Annotated in this window: 18 protein-coding genes and 1 other annotated feature; of the genes, 13 read left to right on the top strand and 5 right to left on the bottom strand. The window is 56.0% G+C overall.

Annotation, left to right across the window (positions count from 1 at the left end):
- Positions 1–154 precede the first annotated feature (154 nt).
- Both sltY and trpR read left to right on the top strand, forming a co-directional pair.
- Positions 155–2,092, top strand: coding sequence for a murein transglycosylase (gene sltY, locus SIK97_RS09195; RefSeq protein WP_057173130.1), 1,938 nt, complete (start codon positions 155–157; stop codon positions 2,090–2,092).
- Positions 2,093–2,209: 117 nt separating this feature from the next.
- Positions 2,210–2,542 carry a trp operon repressor gene (trpR, locus tag SIK97_RS09190; RefSeq protein ID WP_004098417.1) on the top strand — a complete coding sequence of 111 codons (333 nt, stop codon included), beginning with the start codon at positions 2,210–2,212 and terminating at the stop codon, positions 2,540–2,542.
- On the opposite strand, the gene yjjX is transcribed toward trpR, so the two are convergent.
- Positions 2,529–3,044 (bottom strand): inosine/xanthosine triphosphatase, encoded by a 516-nt coding sequence (gene yjjX, locus SIK97_RS09185; protein ID WP_014837357.1) that lies wholly within the window; start codon positions 3,042–3,044, stop codon positions 2,529–2,531. The two genes, trpR and yjjX, sit on opposite strands and share 14 nt — an antisense overlap.
- Before the next feature lie 114 nt (positions 3,045–3,158).
- Here yjjX and gpmB point away from each other — a divergent pair, with 114 nt between their 5' ends.
- The gene (gene gpmB / locus SIK97_RS09180; RefSeq protein WP_014227840.1) at positions 3,159–3,806 is read left to right on the top strand and encodes a 2,3-diphosphoglycerate-dependent phosphoglycerate mutase GpmB; all 648 of its coding nucleotides are present in this window, start codon (positions 3,159–3,161) and stop codon (positions 3,804–3,806) included.
- On the opposite strand, the gene robA is transcribed toward gpmB, so the two are convergent.
- Positions 3,803–4,672: an MDR efflux pump AcrAB transcriptional activator RobA gene (robA, locus tag SIK97_RS09175; protein ID WP_014227841.1), complete on the bottom strand. Its 870-nt coding sequence runs from the start codon at positions 4,670–4,672 to the stop codon at positions 3,803–3,805. The genes gpmB and robA overlap by 4 nt on opposite strands.
- A 209-nt stretch (positions 4,673–4,881) precedes the next feature.
- On the opposite strand from robA, the gene creA reads away from it, so the two are divergent.
- The 4 genes from creA to creD are packed head-to-tail and all read left to right on the top strand — an operon-like array spanning position 4,882 to position 8,897.
- The gene (gene creA / locus SIK97_RS09170) at positions 4,882–5,355 is read left to right on the top strand and encodes a protein CreA (RefSeq protein ID WP_004098425.1); all 474 of its coding nucleotides are present in this window, start codon (positions 4,882–4,884) and stop codon (positions 5,353–5,355) included.
- A gap of 12 nt (positions 5,356–5,367) precedes the next feature.
- Entirely contained in the window at positions 5,368–6,057 is a 690-nt protein-coding gene (gene creB, locus SIK97_RS09165; protein WP_004098427.1) for a two-component system response regulator CreB, read from the top strand.
- Positions 6,057–7,481, top strand: coding sequence for a two-component system sensor histidine kinase CreC (gene creC, locus SIK97_RS09160; RefSeq protein WP_025106862.1), 1,425 nt, complete (start codon positions 6,057–6,059; stop codon positions 7,479–7,481). The genes creB and creC overlap by 1 nt, the downstream gene beginning before the upstream one ends.
- Positions 7,482–7,538: 57 nt before the next feature.
- Positions 7,539–8,897 (top strand): cell envelope integrity protein CreD, encoded by a 1,359-nt coding sequence (gene creD, locus SIK97_RS09155; protein WP_057173151.1) that lies wholly within the window; start codon positions 7,539–7,541, stop codon positions 8,895–8,897.
- Positions 8,898–8,951: 54 nt separating this feature from the next.
- Here the strand turns inward: creD and arcA are convergent, their stop codons facing one another.
- The gene (arcA, locus tag SIK97_RS09150; RefSeq protein ID WP_002887843.1) at positions 8,952–9,668 is read right to left on the bottom strand and encodes a two-component system response regulator ArcA; all 717 of its coding nucleotides are present in this window, start codon (positions 9,666–9,668) and stop codon (positions 8,952–8,954) included.
- Positions 9,669–9,763: 95 nt separating this feature from the next.
- On the opposite strand from arcA, the gene yjjY reads away from it, so the two are divergent.
- From yjjY to thrC, 6 genes are all read left to right on the top strand, one after another.
- Positions 9,764–9,904: a protein YjjY gene (yjjY, locus tag SIK97_RS09145; RefSeq protein WP_001541509.1), complete on the top strand. Its 141-nt coding sequence runs from the start codon at positions 9,764–9,766 to the stop codon at positions 9,902–9,904.
- A 398-nt stretch (positions 9,905–10,302) separates the two neighbouring features.
- Positions 10,303–10,989 (top strand): tRNA/rRNA methyltransferase, encoded by a 687-nt coding sequence (locus SIK97_RS09140; protein WP_057173150.1) that lies wholly within the window; start codon positions 10,303–10,305, stop codon positions 10,987–10,989.
- Between the two features lie 212 nt (positions 10,990–11,201).
- Positions 11,202–11,270, top strand: a complete 69-nt coding sequence (gene thrL, locus SIK97_RS09135) for a thr operon leader peptide (RefSeq protein ID WP_004222578.1) — start codon at positions 11,202–11,204, stop codon at positions 11,268–11,270.
- Positions 11,209–11,326 (top strand) — a sequence feature (Thr leader region). Its footprint overlaps the gene before it by 62 nt.
- Positions 11,327–11,351: 25 nt before the next feature.
- Positions 11,352–13,814 carry a bifunctional aspartate kinase/homoserine dehydrogenase I gene (gene thrA / locus SIK97_RS09130; RefSeq protein WP_014227847.1) on the top strand — a complete coding sequence of 821 codons (2,463 nt, stop codon included), beginning with the start codon at positions 11,352–11,354 and terminating at the stop codon, positions 13,812–13,814.
- Position 13,815: 1 nt separating this feature from the next.
- A complete protein-coding gene (thrB, locus tag SIK97_RS09125; RefSeq protein WP_004128739.1) occupies positions 13,816–14,745 on the top strand; it encodes a homoserine kinase in 930 nt (309 codons plus the stop codon).
- Between the two features lie 3 nt (positions 14,746–14,748).
- Positions 14,749–16,029, top strand: coding sequence for a threonine synthase (gene thrC, locus SIK97_RS09120; protein ID WP_047724551.1), 1,281 nt, complete (start codon positions 14,749–14,751; stop codon positions 16,027–16,029).
- A 52-nt stretch (positions 16,030–16,081) separates the two neighbouring features.
- On the opposite strand, the gene yaaA is transcribed toward thrC, so the two are convergent.
- Both yaaA and SIK97_RS09110 read right to left on the bottom strand, forming a co-directional pair.
- Entirely contained in the window at positions 16,082–16,855 is a 774-nt protein-coding gene (gene yaaA, locus SIK97_RS09115) for a peroxide stress protein YaaA (RefSeq protein WP_004098454.1), read from the bottom strand.
- 77 nt (positions 16,856–16,932) lie between these two features.
- Entirely contained in the window at positions 16,933–18,363 is a 1,431-nt protein-coding gene (locus SIK97_RS09110; protein ID WP_047724549.1) for an alanine/glycine:cation symporter family protein, read from the bottom strand.
- Positions 18,364–18,454: the final 91 nt, after the last annotated feature.

Below are 18,454 nucleotides of genomic sequence, written 5' to 3'. Positions count from 1 at the left end.
TAATCCCAGCGAGGCGATGGGATTCACAAAAGCGTAAAAAAATGTCCGGGACGTGGCGCGATTCGCGTTGTCTGATTAGCATATCTACGTAATACCTGAAATTTTTGCCCGCGGCATGATGCTGCTGTGGTGTATCTGAATAGAGGAAGAGCTTGTGGAAAAAGCCAAAACTGTGACGTGGCGTCTTCTGGCCGCCGGCGTAAGTCTGCTGACGTTAAGCCAACTGGCGCATGCGGATTCACTGGATGAACAGCGCAGCCGCTATGCTCAAATTAAACAGGCGTGGGACAGTCGACAAATGGACGTCGTCAATCAGCTGATGCCCACCCTGACGACCTATCCGCTCTATCCTTATCTCCAGTACCGGCAGATTACCGACGATCTGATGAACCAGCCGGCGCTGGTGGTGACCAACTTTATCGCCGCCAACCCGACGCTGCCTCCCGCGCGCTCGCTGAAATCACGGTTCGTCAATGAACTGGCGCGCCGTAGCGACTGGCGCGGCCTGCTGGCCTTCAGTCCGGATAAGCCGACCGGCACCGAGGCGCAGTGCAATTACTACTATGCGAAGTGGAACGTCGGCCAGGCTCAGGAGGCCTGGGACGGCGCCAAAGCGCTGTGGCTGAGCGGCAAAAGTCAGCCAAACGCCTGTGATCAGCTGTTTGGCGCCTGGCGCGCCTCCGGCCAGCAGGATCCGCTGGCCTACCTTGAACGCATTCGCCTGGCGATGAAAGCGGGCAATACCAGCCTGGTGCGGGTCCTGGCCCAGCAGATGCCTGCCGATTATCAAACGATTTCGACGGCGGTCATCGCGCTGGCTAACGATCCCAATAGCGTGATGACGTTCGCCCGGACAACCGGCGCGACGGATTTTACCCGCCAGATGGCGGCGGTCGCGTTTGCCAGCGTTGCGCGGCAGGATGTGGAAAATGCGCGCCTGATGATCCCCTCATTAGCGCAGGCGCAGCAGCTCAATGAAGATCAGATTCAGGAGCTGCGGGACATCGTCGCCTGGCGCCTGATGGGCAGCGACGTGACCGAAGAGCAGGCCATCTGGCGCGACGATGCCATCATGCGTTCGCAATCCACCTCGCTGGTGGAGCGCCGGGTACGTATGGCGCTGGGCCTTGGGGACCGCCGGGGCCTGAACACCTGGCTGGCGCGCTTGCCGATGGAGGCGAAAGAGAAGGACGAATGGCGCTACTGGCAGGCCGATCTGCTGCTGGAGCGCGGGCGCGATGACGAAGCGAAAGATATTCTCCGCTCGCTGATGCAGCAGCGCGGCTTCTATCCGATGGTCGCCGCGCAGCGCCTTGGCGAGGAGTACAGGTTCCGCATCGATAAAGCGCCAGCGAACCTCGATCCGGCGCTGACCTCGGGGCCGGAAATGGCGCGGGTGCGCGAACTGATGTACTGGAATATGGATAACACCGCCCGCAGCGAGTGGGCCAATCTGGTCACCAGCAAGACCAAAGACCAGCAGGCGCAGCTGGCTCGTTACGCGTTTAATCAGAACTGGTGGGATCTCAGCGTCCAGGCCACCATCGCCGGCAAATTGTGGGATCAGCTGGAAGAGCGTTTCCCGCTGGCCTATAACGACCTCTTTACCCGCTATATCAGCGGTAAAGATATTCCGCAAAGCTACGCAATGGCCATTGCGCGTCAGGAGAGCGCCTGGAACCCGAAAGCCGGTTCACCGGTTGGCGCCCGCGGTCTGATGCAGATTATGCCGGGGACGGCAACGCATACGGTGAGCATGTTCAGTATTCCCGGCTATAGCGGTCCATCGCAGCTGCTCGATCCGGAAATGAACATCAACATTGGTACCAGCTATCTGCAGTATGTTTATCAGCAGTTTGGCAATAACCGTATCTTCGCCTCCGCGGCCTATAACGCCGGTCCCGGGCGGGTGCGTACCTGGCGGGGCAGCAGCGGTGGACGCATTGACGCGGTGGCGTTTATTGAGAGCATTCCTTTCTCTGAAACGCGCGGCTACGTGAAAAACGTTTTGTCCTATGACGCCTACTATCGCTATTTTATGGACCAGAAAGAGACGCTGCTGAGCGATGCGGAGTGGAAGCTGCGCTATTAATATCGCCGTCGTCGGGCAACATCGTATTTCGCGATGTTGCCCGAAATCCGTAGAGTCCGGACAGAAGTATGTTATGCTTTGTACTCGTTAGTGAGTACATTCGACAGGTGGCGTAACATGACCCAACAATCCCCCTATTCAGCGGCGGTGGCCGAACAGCGTCATCAGGAGTGGCTGCGATTTGTTGCCCTCCTGCAGCAGGCGTACGCCGACGATCTCCATCTGCCGCTTTTACAGCTCATGCTGACGCCCGACGAGCGCGAGGCGCTGGGCACGCGGGTGCGTATTATTGAAGAGCTGCTGCGCGGCGAGATGAGCCAGCGCGAGCTGAAAAACGAGCTCGGCGCCGGGATCGCCACCATTACCCGCGGTTCGAACAGCCTGAAGTCAGCCCCGCCGGAGCTGCGTCTGTGGCTGGAGCAGGCGTTGATTAACGTTAACGATAAATAGCGTTATGAAACGGGCTTAGCGCCAGCACGACGGCCTGATGATAAACGCTGCTGCGCGTCAGTTTTCCGGCCGTAAATACGCCGATAGCGCCCTCTTTACGGCCAATTTCATCGATGCCGGTATACTGAGACATCACCGGCCCCAGCGCTTCTCCTGCCTGGACTTTTTCAAGAATGACCTGCGGCAGCGGCAGGGTCGCCGAGCGCGCTTCGCCGCGCAGGCTGCCGTCCTCGATCGTCACCCAGCTAAAGGTGCTGCCCTCATCGATGCCGGCTTCAATAGCGACCCAGAAGTCAGCATTGGGCTGCGCGCGACGCGCGTTAGCCACGCGGTTTCGTGCGCCAGCGCGCGTTTCGTCGCTGCCGAAAGGCTGTTCCGGCACGCCGCTCTCGACGGAGACGGACTCAATGTGGCAGGATCCTTCGCCGAAGATCTCGTTAAAAGCCTGCAGAATTGCCTGAATTTTGGCGGGATTAGTGGTAGCTGAGACAACATGGTGCATAATCAAAACAACTCAGAAATACTAAACATCATCGCAGTATACTCCAAATCATTCTTGTTGCAGGCGGCTATGCTTGTAGCTTAATGGTTAAGAGCTCATAACGGATAATAAAGCATGTTACAGGTATACCTTGTTCGCCACGGTGAAACGCAGTGGAACGCCGAGCGACGTATTCAGGGCCAGTCCGACAGTCCGCTTACCGCCCACGGTGAGCGTCAGGCCTGGCAGGTAGGCGAGCGCGCCAGAACGCTGGGGATTACGCATATTATCGCCAGCGATTTAGGCCGGACGCGGCGTACCGCAGAAATCATCGCTGAAGCCTGCGGATGCAGCGTCATGACCGATTCACGCTTGCGTGAGCTGGATATGGGCGTGCTGGAAAAGCGCCATATCGACTCGCTGAGCGAAGAAGAAGAGGGCTGGCGTCGACAGCTGGTTAACGGTACGCCCGACGGGCGCATCCCGCAGGGAGAGTCAATGCAGGAGCTGAGCGACCGTATGCACGCGGCGCTGACCTCTTGTCTGGAGCTGCCCGCAGGTAGCCGGCCGCTGCTGGTGAGCCACGGCATGGCGCTGGGGTGTCTGGTGAGTACGATTCTTGGCTTGCCCGCCTATGCGGAGCGTCGCCTGCGTCTGCGCAACTGCTCTATCTCTCGCGTTGACTATCAGCAAAGCCCCTGGCTGGCGTCGGGATGGGTCGTGGAAACCGCGGGGGATGTCTCGCATCTTGATGCCCCCGCGATGGATGAGCTACAGCGTTAACGACGAATCGGAATCAGGTATTCGCAGCGCAGCTGAATAGGCGGTTCCTGATTCCGGTTTTCATCTTCCGGGAAGAAGCGTTCGATATCCAGGCCCTTACGACGAGTGAGATTGAGCATCGGCATGCAGGTGCCGTAAACCGTCAGAATAAATTCCTGTAGCCCGGTGCCCAATCCTTCGTAGGTAAACATCACGTATTCGCCGCCTTCCAGCGTCACCGGGTGGGCGTTGTGCAGATGGCCGTTAGCCAGCTCCGGCGTCAGCGCGGTGGTGTAAAACACCTCCTGCTCATCGTCTTTATCGAGGCTCGGACGCGGCTCATGCAGGCCGTACAGCGTCGGAGGAATCGACGGCGTATTGGCGAGGAATTCACGCCAGAACTGCACGCGCATCTGATTACGGAAATCGGAGATCTCTTCCAGCTTGCAGGTATAGCTCTGGGTCACGCCGACCAGCTGAGTGGTGTTCAGCGTGACGAATTCGTACTGCGGCATGGTGAACTCGCCCAGACGCAGCGGAGGACGCATACCGTAAGAGCTCCAGTCGGGGGAGCGTCGGTAAAGGGCTGGCGTCAACGAGAACTGTTTTTTAAATGCGCGAGTAAAAGTCTGCTGCGAGTCAAAGCGATACTGCAGCGCAATATCGAGAATCGGACGCGCGGTCAGGCGTAGGGCAACCGCTGACTTAGATAAGCGACGGGCGCGAATATAGGCACCAATGGCATGGCCGGTCACGTCCTTGAACATTCTTTGCAGATGCCACTTGGAATAGCCCGCCTTCGCTGCCACATTGTCCAGTGAGAGTGGCTGATCCAGGTGACCTTCCAGCCAGCTAAGGAGATCGCGAATAATCCCTGCTTGATCCATAAAATATCCCCATCCTTAAACTCAGGTGCCTGATACTAAAGGTAGCGGATAATAGCATTTTTTGATGTTTTAGCATTCAGTGTTTTTTTTGCTTTTAAATGCGATTCTTCCAGAAGTATCGGTGGTAATTTTGTAAAGCTGTGATCTATAAAACTTTTCTTCTTAATGTGTGATAATCACTCAGCTAAATTTTTAAGAATGGTAACAATATGAAATACAAGAAGTTAGTGGCAGGTATGCTTTTACTGGCGGGGTCTCAGATGGCGCAGGCGGAGCAAATTGGCTCTGTGGATACCGTGTTTAAGTTCCTTGGGCCGGATCATAAAATTGTCGTAGAGGCCTTTGACGACCCGGATGTACAAAACGTGACGTGCTACATCAGCCGGGCGAAAACCGGGGGAATTAAAGGCGGGTTAGGGCTGGCGGAAGATACCTCTGATGCCGCGATCTCCTGTCAGCAGGTGGGGCCGATTGAGCTGACGGATAAAATCAAAAACGGTAAAACGCAGGGCGATGTCGTGTTCCAGAAACGCACCTCGCTGGTATTTAAAAAGCTGCAGGTGGTGCGCTTTTACGATGCCAAACGCAATGCGCTGGTCTATCTGACCTATTCGGATAAAATCGTCGATGGCTCGCCGAAGAACGCGATTAGCGCGGTGCCGATTATGCCATGGAATAAATAACAGGGAACGCCGATGCAACAACCGCGGATCTGGTTGGTGGAAGATGAGATGAGCATCGCCGATACGCTCGTCTACCAGCTGCAGCAGGAAGGATTTATCGTTACGGCGTTCGAGCGCGGGCTGCCGGCGCTCGATGCGGCACATCACCACCAACCCGACCTGGCGATTCTCGACGTCGGGCTGCCGGATATCAGCGGGTTTGAGCTCTGTCGGCGGCTGCTTGCCCGCTACCCGGCGCTGCCGGTGCTGTTCCTGACGGCCCGCAGTGAAGAGGTGGATAAGCTGCTTGGCCTGGAAATCGGCGCTGATGACTATATTGCCAAGCCATTTTCCCCTCGTGAAGTTTGCGCCAGAGTTCGCACCGTTCTGCGGCGGCTGCAGAAGTTCGCCGCCCCTCCACCGCTCTTGCGCGTGGGGGAGTTCACATTGAACGACGCCGCGGCTCGGGTCACCTGGTGCGGTCAGAGCCTGAATCTGACCCGCTATGAGTTTTTATTATTAAAAACGTTACTGCACTCTCCGGGGCGCATTTTTTCCCGCCAGCTGCTGATGGAGCAGGTATGGGGCGATGCGAACGAGAGCTTCGATCGTACCGTGGATACTCATATCAAAACGCTGCGCGCTAAGCTGCGAGAAGTGAACCCTGACATCTCCCCCATCAATACGCACCGCGGCATGGGATACAGCCTTGGAGGCTTCTGATGCGCATCGGTATGCGGCTGCTGATGGGCTACTTTTTGATTGTGGCGATCGCGGCCTGGTTTGTGCTTTCCATCTTCGTTCAGGAGATTAAACCCGGGGTCCGGCGGGCAACCGAAGGGACGCTGATTGATACGGCTACCCTGCTTGCCGAGCTGGCCCGCGAGGATTTACTCTCCGCCGATCCCCAGCACGGGCGCCTGGCCCAGGCTTTTCAAACGCTGCATCGCCAGCCGATCAACGCCAACATTGCCGGCATTAATAAAGTTCGCAATGAATATCACGTCTATATGACCGATGCGCAGGGCAAGGTGGTGTTTGATTCTGCGGGCAGTGCGCTGGGGCAAGACTACTCGCGCTGGAACGATGTCTGGCTCACTTTACGCGGGCAATACGGCGCGCGCAGCACGCGCAGCGATCCGAACGATGATAACAGCTCGGTGATGTATATTGCCGCGCCGGTGACTGACAGCGGCCGAATCATTGGCGTGCTAAGCGTCGGGAAACCCAATCTGGCCATGGCGCCGGTCATTAAACGCAGCGAGCGGCGTATTCTGTGGGCCGGCGGGGCGCTACTGGGGATCGCGCTCCTGATAGGCGCTGCGATGGTATGGTGGATTAACTTTTCCATCGGCAAGCTGGTTCGCTACGCGGACTCCGTGACCGCCGATCGTCCGGTTCCGCTGCCGAATCTGGGCGGCAGTGAACTGCGTAAGCTGGCGCAGGCGCTGGAGAGTATGCGCCTTAAGCTTGAAGGAAAAAACGCCATTGAAAACTATATTTATGCGCTGACCCATGAGCTGAAGAGCCCGCTGGCGGCGATTCGCGGCGCGGCAGAAATTCTCCGTGAGGCTCCTCCGCCTGAGGTCGCCGCCCGTTTTACGCGTAATATTCTGGCGCAGAACGCGCGAATGCAGTCGCTGGTGGAAAATTTGCTTCAGCAGGCCCGGCTGGAGAACCGGCTGGAGATCGCCCGACGTCCCGTCCCCGTCGCTGAGCTATTTCATCGCCTGGCCGAGGAGCGCGAGATCGCGCTGGCGGCGAAAAAAGTGACGCTGCGCTGGCAGGATACGCCTCTGATGGTTGAAGGCGATCGGGAGCTTCTGGCGCAGGCGTTGGGTAATCTCGTTGATAATGCTATCGATTTCACGCCTTCCGCAGGGGAAATCCTGCTTGGTGCGGAAGAGCGTGATGGCGGCGTGCTGTTAACCGTATGCGATACGGGATGCGGCATTCCCGACTACGCCCTGGGGCGTATTTTTGAACGTTTCTATTCCCTGCCTCGTGAAAATGGGCAAAAAAGCAGTGGCCTGGGGCTGGCGTTTGTTCGTGAAGTCGCGCGCCTGCATCAGGGGGATATCCAGCTGGTTAATCGCCCTGAAGGCGGCGCGTGCGCTTTGCTGACACTTCACGCTCACTTCACATAGCTTCAAACTCTCCCCACACGGCCCCTTTAAGGTGAGCGCATCACTAAGGAGAGGGCTATGTTGAAATCACCACTATTCTGGAAAATGAGCACCCTGCTGGGGTGCATTTTACTGTTGTCGATCCCGCTGATGCTGGTCCGGCAGCTGATCGTTGAACGCGCGGACTATCGTAGCGACGTGGTTGACGCGCTGGAGAGCAGCACCAGCGGATCGCAGAAACTGGCCGGACCGCTGATTGCCATTCCGGTGACCGAGACGCTAACGCGGGTTGAGGGAACTAAAACGGTAGAATATCAAACCCAATGGGTACACTACTGGCTGCCGGAGACGCTGGCGGTCACCGGTAATCAGGATGTTGAATCCCGGCGAATCGGTATCTATGAGGGGCAGATCTGGCACAATAATCTCAGCGTCAAAGCGCATTTTGAACCTTCGCGCATCAAGGCGCTCAGGAAGGAAACGATTACGCTGGGCAGACCGTTTCTGGTCGTCAGCGTCAGCGATGCGCGCGGTATTGGCGAGATTAAGTCACCAGAGCTCAATGGCGAGAGGCTACCCATTGAGCCTGGGCCGGGTCTCGACGATAGGGGGGAGGGCATTCATATGCCGATGCCGCTGTTACTCCCTGAACAAAAAGCGCTGGATATTGAATTCACGCTCAATCTGAATGGCAGCGGCAGTTTCTCGGTGGTTCCGCTTGGGCGCAACAGTACCTTACAGCTTGCCGGCAACTGGCCGCACCCGGGTTTCCTTGGCGACTTTTTACCTGCAAAGCGGGAGGTCAGCCCAACAGGCTATAGCGCCCAGTGGCAAAGCACCTGGTTTGCCAACAATATGGCGAAGTTTTTTGTTGAGGGTCGGCAGATTGAGTGGCGTCAGTTGCCCGCTTTCAACGTGAATGTCACCACGCCCGCCGATCAATATCAGCTGACCGATCGGGCGACAAAATATGCCGTTCTGTTGATAACGCTGACGTTTATGGCATTTTTTGTTTTTGAAAGCTTAACGCGGTATCGCATGCACCCCATGCAGTATCTGCTGGTGGGGTTGTCGCTGGTCATGTTCTATCTGGTGCTGCTGGCGCTTTCCGAACATATCGGTTTTACGGCATCGTGGATTGCCGCCAGCCTGCTAGGCGCGCTCATCAACGGGGTGTATCTTCAGGCAGTATTGAAAGGTTGGCGTAACAGTTTACTGTTCGTCTGTGCGCTACTGCTGCTGGACGGCGTCATGTGGATGCTGTTGCGATCGGAAGATAGCGCATTGCTGCTGGGGACCGGCGTATTGCTGCTGGCGTTAAGTGCGCTGATGTTCCTGACCCGCCACGTTGACTGGTACGCGTTATCTCTGCCGAAGGCAAAAGGTGAGCTGCCGGACGCTGGTCAGGATGACGATAAGCTCAGGATCTGGAAATAAAAAAAACGGCGCGAATTGCGCCGTTTTTACGTTATGACAGCAAGAAAAACGGTGTTATTCCTGCAGGTCGCCACAGAAGCGGTACCCCTCGCCATGGATGGTGGCGATAATTTCCGGGGTGTCCGGAGTGGATTCAAAATGCTTACGAATGCGACGGATGGTCACGTCCACGGTACGGTCGTGCGGCTTCAGCTCACGGCCGGTCATTTTCTTCAGCAGTTCCGCACGCGACTGGATTTTGCCCGGATTTTCGCAGAAGTGCAGCATGGCGCGGAATTCACTGCGCGGCAGCTTGTACTGCTCACCATTGGGGCTTACCAGCGAGCGGCTATTGATATCCAGCTCCCAGCCGTTGAACTTATAGCTTTCCACGCTACGGCGCTCTTCGCTCACGGTACCCAGGTTCATGGTACGGGAGAGCAGGTTGCGCGCGCGGATCGTCAGTTCACGTGGGTTGAACGGTTTAGTGATATAATCATCGGCGCCAATTTCGAGGCCAAGGATTTTATCCACTTCGTTATCGCGGCCGGTGAGGAACATCAGCGCGACGTCCGCCTGCTCACGCAGTTCGCGTGCTAGCAGGAGACCATTTTTACCCGGCAGGTTGATATCCATGATCACCAGGTTGATATCATTTTCAGACAGGATCTGATGCATTTCCGCGCCATCGGTCGCTTCGAATACATCATAACCTTCTGCTTCGAAAATACTTTTTAACGTGTTGCGTGTTACCAACTCGTCTTCAACGATAAGAATGTGCGGGGTCTGCATGTTTGCTACCTAAATTGCCAACTAAATCGAAACAGGAAGTACCAAAGTCCCTGACCTGCCTGGTGCATGTCGCAAATTAACATGCCCGGCGTAACATGACTAAAGTACGTAATTGCGTTCTTGATGCACTTTCCATCAACGTCAACAACATCATTAGCTTGGTCGTGGGTACTTTCCCTCTGGACCCGACGGTGTCAAAAACGGCTGTCATCCTAACCATTTTAACAGCAACATAACAGGCTAAGTGAGGCATGACACCCAATAAAACTACGCTTCGTTGACATATATCAAGTTCAATTGTAGCACGTTAACAGTCTTGTGAAATCATTGCATCTAAACGGGATTCATCTTCACAATTCATACTTCGCTCAATTAGTTGCAATGAGAAAATAATAAACGCGGTGAATCCAAAGCCTCAAAACGTACTCGGACGTAAATTTCATTGCCAAACATACGGATAAAGCCGTTCTGTTAACATACTCTGTGTCATGGTGCCTTGGGAATAGTTTAGTTTTTTTTATGGGTGATAAAGCTCAAATTTAGTGATTTTTGTTGCAAATTTGTAAATTCACGGCGCGTAAAATGAGGGGAAAAATCGTTATTCCCACCGCCTAAAAGGTAAAAGAGAAACCGAATGCGTTTATCAATTGTATTAGTGTCCCCGGCTCGGGCGGAAAACGTCGGGGCGGCAGCCAGAGCGATGAAAACCATGGGGTTTAGCGACATGCGTATCGTCGATAGCGAGGCGCATTTGCAGCCCGCCGCGCGCTGGGTCGCGCACGGTTCTGGCGATATCCTCGATAATATCAAAACTTATGCCACGCTGGAGCAGGCGCTGCACGATGTTGATTTTACCGTGGCCACGACCGCCCGCAGCCGGGCGCGTTTCCACTACTATGCGACGCCGCAGCAGCTCCTGCCGCTGCTGGAAGAAAAAGCGCAGTGGATGCATCATGCCGCGCTGGTGTTTGGTCGGGAAGATTCTGGTCTGACGAATGAAGAGCTGGCCCTTGCCGATGTGTTGACCGGTGTGCCGATGGCGGCTGACTATCCTTCGCTAAACCTGGGGCAGTCGGTGATGGTCTATTGCTACCAGCTGACCTCATTGCTGCAGCAGGCCCCGTCAACCTCCGCCGACGCAGATGATAATCAACTGCAGGCGTTACGCCTGCGAACGCGCGATCTGCTTAATCGCCTCGGCGCGGGTGACGATGTAAAACTGTCCGACTGGCTGGAGCAGCGGATAGGACTTTTGCAGCAGCGAGACACCGCCATGCTGCATCGTTTACTGCACGATATTGAAAAAAACCTCCCAGGGTAAAATGCTGTCATATTATTTTCATATGGTCTTATGTGCTAATTATTGGCGTCTGGATGCGTAAATGCGGATGAATTGTCAGGTTGCTATGGCGTATTGGCCAAGTGTGAAAAAAAGGGCTAAAAGTAGAAATTCGTTGACTTAAGTCGACAGATACTTTAACCAATATAGGCACAGGACACAGACAGATAAAAATTACAGAGTACACAACATCCATGAATCGCATCGGCATGATCACCACGATTATCACCACCACTATTACCACAGGTAACGGTGCGGGCTGACGCGTACAGGAAACACAGAAAAAAGCCCGCACCTGAACAGTGCGGGCTTTTTTTTCGATAAAAAATCAAGGGGTCATAACCATGCGTGTGTTGAAGTTCGGCGGTACATCAGTGGCAAATGCAGAACGTTTTCTGCGTGTTGCCGATATTCTGGAGAGTAATGCCAGGCAGGGGCAGGTAGCGACCGTACTGTCTGCCCCGGCGAAGATCACTAACCATCTGGTTGCGATGATCGAAAAAACCATTGGCGGGCAGGATGCGCTGACCAATATCGCTGATGCCGAACGCATTTTCGCCGAACTTCTGCAAGGCCTCGCCGATGCCCAGCCGGGCTTTCCGCACGCTCAGTTGAAAATGTTTGTCGAGCAGGAGTTTGCGCAAATCAAACACGTCCTGCACGGTATTAGCCTGCTCGGACAGTGCCCGGATAGCGTCAATGCGTCTCTGATCTGCCGGGGAGAAAAGCTCTCCATCGCTATTATGGCCGGCTTACTGGAAGCGCGCGGTCATAACGTCACGGTGATTAATCCGGTTGAAAAACTGCTTGCCGTTGGCCATTACCTCGAATCCACCGTGGATATCGCCGAGTCGACCCGCCGCATTGCCGCCAGCCAGATCCCGGCTGACCATATGGTGCTGATGGCGGGCTTTACCGCCGGTAACGAAAAGGGCGAACTGGTGGTGCTGGGCCGTAACGGCTCTGACTACTCCGCGGCGGTGCTGGCCGCCTGCCTGCGCGCCGACTGCTGTGAAATCTGGACCGACGTTGACGGCGTTTATACCTGCGACCCGCGTCAGGTGCCGGATGCGCGTTTGCTGAAGTCGATGTCCTATCAGGAAGCGATGGAGCTCTCCTACTTCGGCGCCAAAGTTTTGCACCCGCGTACTATCGCCCCCATCGCCCAGTTCCAGATCCCCTGTTTAATCAAAAATACCGGCAATCCGCAGGCACCGGGTACGCTTATCGGCGGCAGCAGCGATGAAGACGATCTGCCGGTGAAAGGTATCTCTAATCTCAACAATATGGCGATGTTCAACGTCTCCGGGCCGGGGATGAAGGGGATGGTTGGCATGGCGGCGCGCGTGTTCGCCACTATGTCCCGCGCGGGAATCTCCGTTGTTCTTATCACCCAGTCCTCTTCCGAATACAGCATCAGCTTCTGCGTGCCGCAGAGCGATTGCGCTCGGGCGAAGCGGGTAATGGAAGATGAATTTTATCTGGAGCTGAAAGAGGGGCTGCTTGAGCCGCTGTCGATCATGGAACGCCTGGCGATTATTTCGGTTGTCGGCGATGGTATGCGCACCCTGCGTGGGATTTCCGCTAAATTCTTCGCTGCGCTGGCGCGCGCCAATATCAACATTGTGGCGATTGCCCAGGGTTCTTCCGAGCGCTCTATTTCCGTTGTCGTGAGCAACGATGATGCGACCACCGGCGTTCGCGTGACCCACCAGATGCTGTTCAATACCGATCAGGTGATTGAAGTGTTTGTCATTGGCATCGGCGGCGTCGGCGGCGCGCTGATCGAACAGATCAAGCGCCAGCAGAGCTGGTTGAAGAGTAAACATATCGACCTCCGCGTTTGCGGGGTGGCTAACTCGCGCGCCTTGCTGACCAACGTACACGGCCTGAACCTTGAACACTGGCGCGATGAGCTGGCGGAAGCCAAAGAGGCGTTCAACCTGGGGCGACTTATTCGTCTGGTGAAAGAGTACCATCTGCTGAACCCGGTGATTGTCGACTGTACCTCCAGCCAGGCGGTGGCCGATCAGTACGCCGATTTCCTGCGCGAGGGTTTCCACGTGGTGACGCCGAACAAAAAGGCCAATACCTCATCGCTGGATTACTATCATCAGCTGCGTCATGCCGCGAGCAGCTCACGACGTAAGTTTTTATACGATACCAACGTCGGCGCGGGGCTGCCGGTAATCGAAAACCTGCAAAATCTGCTGAACGCCGGCGATGAGCTGCTGCGCTTCTCCGGTATTCTGTCCGGCTCGCTGTCATTTATCTTCGGTAAGCTGGACGAAGGCGTAAGCTTCTCTGCGGCGACGAAGCTGGCGCGTGAAATGGGCTATACCGAACCGGATCCGCGCGACGATCTTTCCGGCGTGGATGTCGCGCGTAAGCTACTGATCCTCGCGCGTGAAACCGGGCGCGAACTGGAGCTGTCTGACATTATCGTAGAGCCGGCGCTACCGGCGGGTTTTGACGCCAGCGGCGATGTCGACAGCTTTATGGCACGCCTGCCTTCTCTGGATGACGAGTTTGCCTCGCGGGTCTCAAAAGCGCGTGATGAAGGTAAGGTCTTGCGCTATGTCGGTAATATCGAAGAGGATGGCACCTGCCGCGTGAAAATCGCCGCGGTTGATGGCAACGATCCGCTGTTTAAAGTGAAAAACGGCGAGAATGCGCTGGCGTTCTACAGCCACTATTACCAGCCGCTGCCGCTGGTGCTGCGCGGTTATGGTGCGGGTAACGATGTGACGGCAGCTGGCGTTTTCGCTGACCTGCTGCGTACCCTGTCATGGAAGTTAGGAGTTTAAGATGGTCAAAGTATATGCCCCGGCTTCCAGTGCTAATATGAGCGTCGGGTTTGACGTGCTGGGCGCGGCGGTAACGCCGGTTGACGGCACGCTGCTGGGGGACAATGTCTCGGTTGAGGCGGCGACAAGCTTTAGCCTGCAAAACGTGGGTCGCTTCGCCAGTAAACTGCCGACGGCGCCGCAGGAAAATATCGTCTATCAATGCTGGGAGCGTTTTTGCCAGGAGATTGGCAAGAAGGTACCGGTGGCGATGACCCTGGAAAAAAACATGCCGATTGGTTCCGGCCTGGGTTCCAGCGCCTGTTCCGTCGTCGCCGCGCTGGTCGCGATGAACGAGTTCTGCGGCAAGCCGCTCAATGAGAGCCGAATGCTGGCGCTGATGGGCGAGATGGAAGGGCGGATTTCCGGCAGTATCCATTACGATAACGTCGCGCCGTGCTATCTGGGCGGGATACAATTGATGCTTGAGGAAAACGGTATCATCAGCCAGCAGATTCCGGCCTTCGACGAGTGGCTGTGGGTGCTGGCCTATCCGGGTATTAAGGTCTCCACCGCGGAAGCGCGGGCAATTTTGCCGGCGCAGTATCGCCGTCAGGACTGTATTGCCCACGGTCGTCATCTGGCGGGCTTTATTCACGCCTGCTATTCCCGCCAGCCTCAGCTGGCGGCGAAATTGATGAAAGATGTGATTGCCGAACCGTATCGTACCAAACTACTGCCGGGCTTCAGCGAAGCGCGTCAGGCAGCAATGGAAATTGGCGCGCAGGCGTGCGGCATTTCCGGTTCCGGTCCAACGTTGTTTGCACTATGCGATAAACCGGAAACCGCGCAGCGCGTCGCCGACTGGCTGGCTACGCACTATCTGCAAAATCAGGAAGGCTTCGTTCATATTTGCCGGCTGGACACGGCGGGCGCTCGAGTAGTGGGATAACCAATGAAACTCTATAACTTAAAAGATCATAACGAACAGGTCAGCTTTGCGCAGGCCGTCACGCAGGGGCTTGGCAAGCATCAGGGGCTGTTCTTCCCGCACGATCTGCCGGAATTCAGCCTGACTGAAATCGACGAGATGCTGCAGCAGGACTTTGTGTCGCGTAGCGCAAAAATCCTGTCGGCATTTATCGGCGATGAGATCCCGCAGGGCGTTCTGCAAGAGCGCATCGGCAATGCCTTTACCTTCCCGGCGCCGGTCAGCAAAGTGCAGGCCGACGTCGGCTGCCTCGAACTGTTCCACGGCCCGACTCTGGCGTTTAAAGACTTCGGCGGCCGCTTTATGGCGCAGATGCTCACCCATATCGCAGGCGACAAACCGGTCACTATTCTGACGGCCACCTCCGGCGACACCGGCGCGGCGGTTGCGCACGCGTTTTATGGCCTGCCAAACGTCAAAGTGGTCATTCTCTATCCGCGCGGCAAAATCAGCCCGCTGCAGGAAAAGCTGTTCTGCACCCTCGGCGGTAACATTGAAACTGTGGCTATCGACGGCGACTTTGACGCCTGCCAGGCGCTGGTTAAACAGGCCTTTGATGATGAAGAGCTGAAAGCTGCGCTGGGTCTTAACTCGGCTAACTCAATCAATATCAGCCGCCTGCTGGCGCAGATTTGCTATTACTTTGAAGCCGTGGCTCAGCTGCCTCAGGAAGCCCGTAACCAGCTGGTTATCTCGGTACCCAGCGGTAACTTTGGCGATCTGACCGCCGGCCTGCTGGCCAAATCTCTGGGTCTGCCAATCAAACGCTTTATTGCGGCGACTAACGCCAACGACACCGTGCCGCGCTTCCTGCAGGACGGTAACTGGTCGCCGAAAGCAACCCAGGCCACGCTGTCTAACGCCATGGACGTCAGCCAGCCGAACAACTGGCCGCGCGTGGAAGAGCTGTTCCGTCGTAAAATCTGGCGCCTGAATGAGCTGGGCTACGCGGCGGTGGATGATGAAACCACCAAAGAGACCATGCGTGAGCTGAAGGCTATCGGCTATACCTCAGAACCGCATGCGGCGATTGCGTATCGCGCGCTGCGCGACCAGCTGCAGGCGGGTGAGTACGGCCTGTTCCTCGGCACGGCGCATCCGGCGAAGTTTAAAGAGAGCGTGGAAGAGATTCTGCAAGAGACGCTGCCGCTGCCGAAAGAGCTGGCCGATCGCGCCGATCTGCCGCTGCTGTCGCATAATCTGCCGGCCGATTTTGCCGCGCTGCGTAAGCTGATGATGGGCTAAGTCTGAAACAGCGCTTCCCTGCTGCGTGATTTGCGGCAGGGAAGCGGTTTTTTTACTGCTCGTGGCGTTTAAAGACCAGCTCTCCGTTACCCGAAGCATCGGCGTCAAAGAAATAACCTTCGCTATCAAAGCGGGTCAGCTGCTCCGGCTTCGTTAAGCGATTCTCAATGATGTAACGACTCATCAAGCCGCGCGCTTTTTTAGCGTAGAAGCTGATCACTTTAAACTTGCCATTTTTCTCATCAAGGAATACGGGCTTAATCAGCTGGCCCTCAAGCCGTTTGGGTTTCACCGACCTGAAGTACTCATCAGAGGCCAGATTTACCACAATATCGTCGCCCTGGGCTTTCAACGCCTGATTCAGCTTATCGGTAATAACGTCTCCCCAATACTGATACAGATCTTTGCCTTTCGCGTTCTCAAGCTTAATCCCCATCTCCAGACGATAGGGTTGCATCAGATCCAGCGGGCGCAGAACGCCGTACAGGCCGGAAAGCATCCGCAGATGCTGCTGGGCAAAATCGAAATCGGCTTCGCTAAAGGTCTCTGCCCGCAGGCCGGTATAGACATCACCCTTAAACGCCAGGATCGCCTGACGGGCGTTGTCCGGGGTGAAGTCTGGCTGCCAGTCGTGAAAGCGGGTCGCGTTCAGGTCAGCCAGCTTGTCGCTGATGCCCATCAGTTTACCAATCTGCGGTGCCGACAGCTGACGGGCAATGCCGATAAGCTCCTGAGAGTGTTCCAGTAGCTCTGGCTGGGTATAACGCGTCGTTGCCAGCGGGCTTTGATAATCGAGCGTTTTTGCAGGTGAAATCAGAATGAGCATATCCAGTCCTTACAGGAAATTTTTGACGACTTTAGCAAAAAAACGTCATGAGAGGATCGATAGCTGCGATTGCCGCGCTATTCGCGCGGCAGGTTGTCCCATGTTCCCGGTACCAGCTGCTGATGAATTTCAGGGTAGCGGGTGACGTCAAATTCCGGCCGCTGGCCCAGCTTCCGCTGTCGCAGATAATCGCTGGCAATGATCCGCACCGTCGGCGACAGCAGCAGGATAGCCGTCAGGTTAGCTATCGCCATCAGCGCCATGATGATATCCGCCATCTGCCAGACCACCGGTAGGCTGACCATCGCGCCGGTGACGACCATACACAGCGTGAGCAGACGCAGCAGCCAGATGTTACGCAGGCTATCCATGCGGAGAAAAATGAGATTATTTTCGGCATAGATATAGTTTGCGACGATCGAACTGAAGGCGAACAGCAGCACGATAAAAGCGACAAAGCCGGAACCCCAGTCGCCGACGAGGTTGTTCATCGCGTGCTGGATGGCCTGAATGCCGCTTGCCGCTTCTTCGTTGCCGTCTCGCGGCGCCAGCATGATGATCACGGCGCTGGCGGTACAGATCACGATGGTATCAATAAAGACGCCAATCATCTGTACGATCCCCTGCGCCGCGGGATGAGGGGGCCAGGAGGCGGCAGCGGCGGCGGAATTTGGCGTCGAGCCCATACCCGCTTCATTGGAAAACATCCCGCGCTGAAAGCCGCTGGTGAGCGCCTGGCTGATGGTGTAGCCTACCGCGCCGGCAGCGGCCTCTTGCCAGCCGAAAGCGCAGCGGAAAATGATTTCAAAAATCGTCGGCAGGGCGGTGATATGCCACAGGCCGATAATCAGGCTGGTCAGCACCCACAGTAAAGCCATAAGCGGCACGAGCCACTGCATCAGCCGCGCTACGCCGCGAATCCCGCGAACGATGACCAGCAGGGCCAGCGCCGCCAGCACGCCGCCGGTGATAACATCGGGTAAACGAAACGCATACTCCATGGCATGGGCAACGGAGTTGGCTTGTACGGTATTAAATATGACGCCGTAGGCTAGCAGGAGAAGAATGGAAAACATCACGCCCATCCAGCGCATGCCGAGTCCCCGGGCCATATACCAGGCCGGGCCACCGCGAAAGTGCCCGCGGGAGTCGCGCTCTTTATAAAGCTGCGCGAGAGAACATTCGGCGAAACTGCTCGCCATGCCGAGCAGCGCCGAGACCCACATCCAGAAAACGGCGCCGGGACCACCTGCGGCAATGGCCAGCGCCACGCCTGCCATATTGCCGCTGCCCACGCGCGCCGCCAGGCTCATACAGAGCGCCTGAAAAGAGGTTAACCCGCCGGGCTGCGGCTGAAGGCTCTTTTTCAGACTTCTGCTAAACTGGCGGATATAACGGAACTGTATAAATTTTGTTCGCCAGGTAAACCAAACGCCAGCGCCCAGTAACAGATAAATCATTACCGAGCCCCAGAGTATTTCATTGATAAACGACAGAAAATCAGGCATCAAGCATCCTCTTGCCCATATCGGTGCGCGAGTGTAAGCGCTACCAATCCAGTGACAATCCTTTAGTGTTCAGGGAATTAATTGGCCCAGT

Origin of the sequence: Klebsiella sp. JN_Kp126 (assembly GCF_033843325.1) — a bacterium.
Taxonomy (GTDB): Bacteria; Pseudomonadota; Gammaproteobacteria; order Enterobacterales; family Enterobacteriaceae; genus Klebsiella; species Klebsiella michiganensis.
The sequence above is the reverse complement of the archived record's forward strand: the minus strand, read 5'-3'. Positions and strand labels throughout refer to the sequence as shown.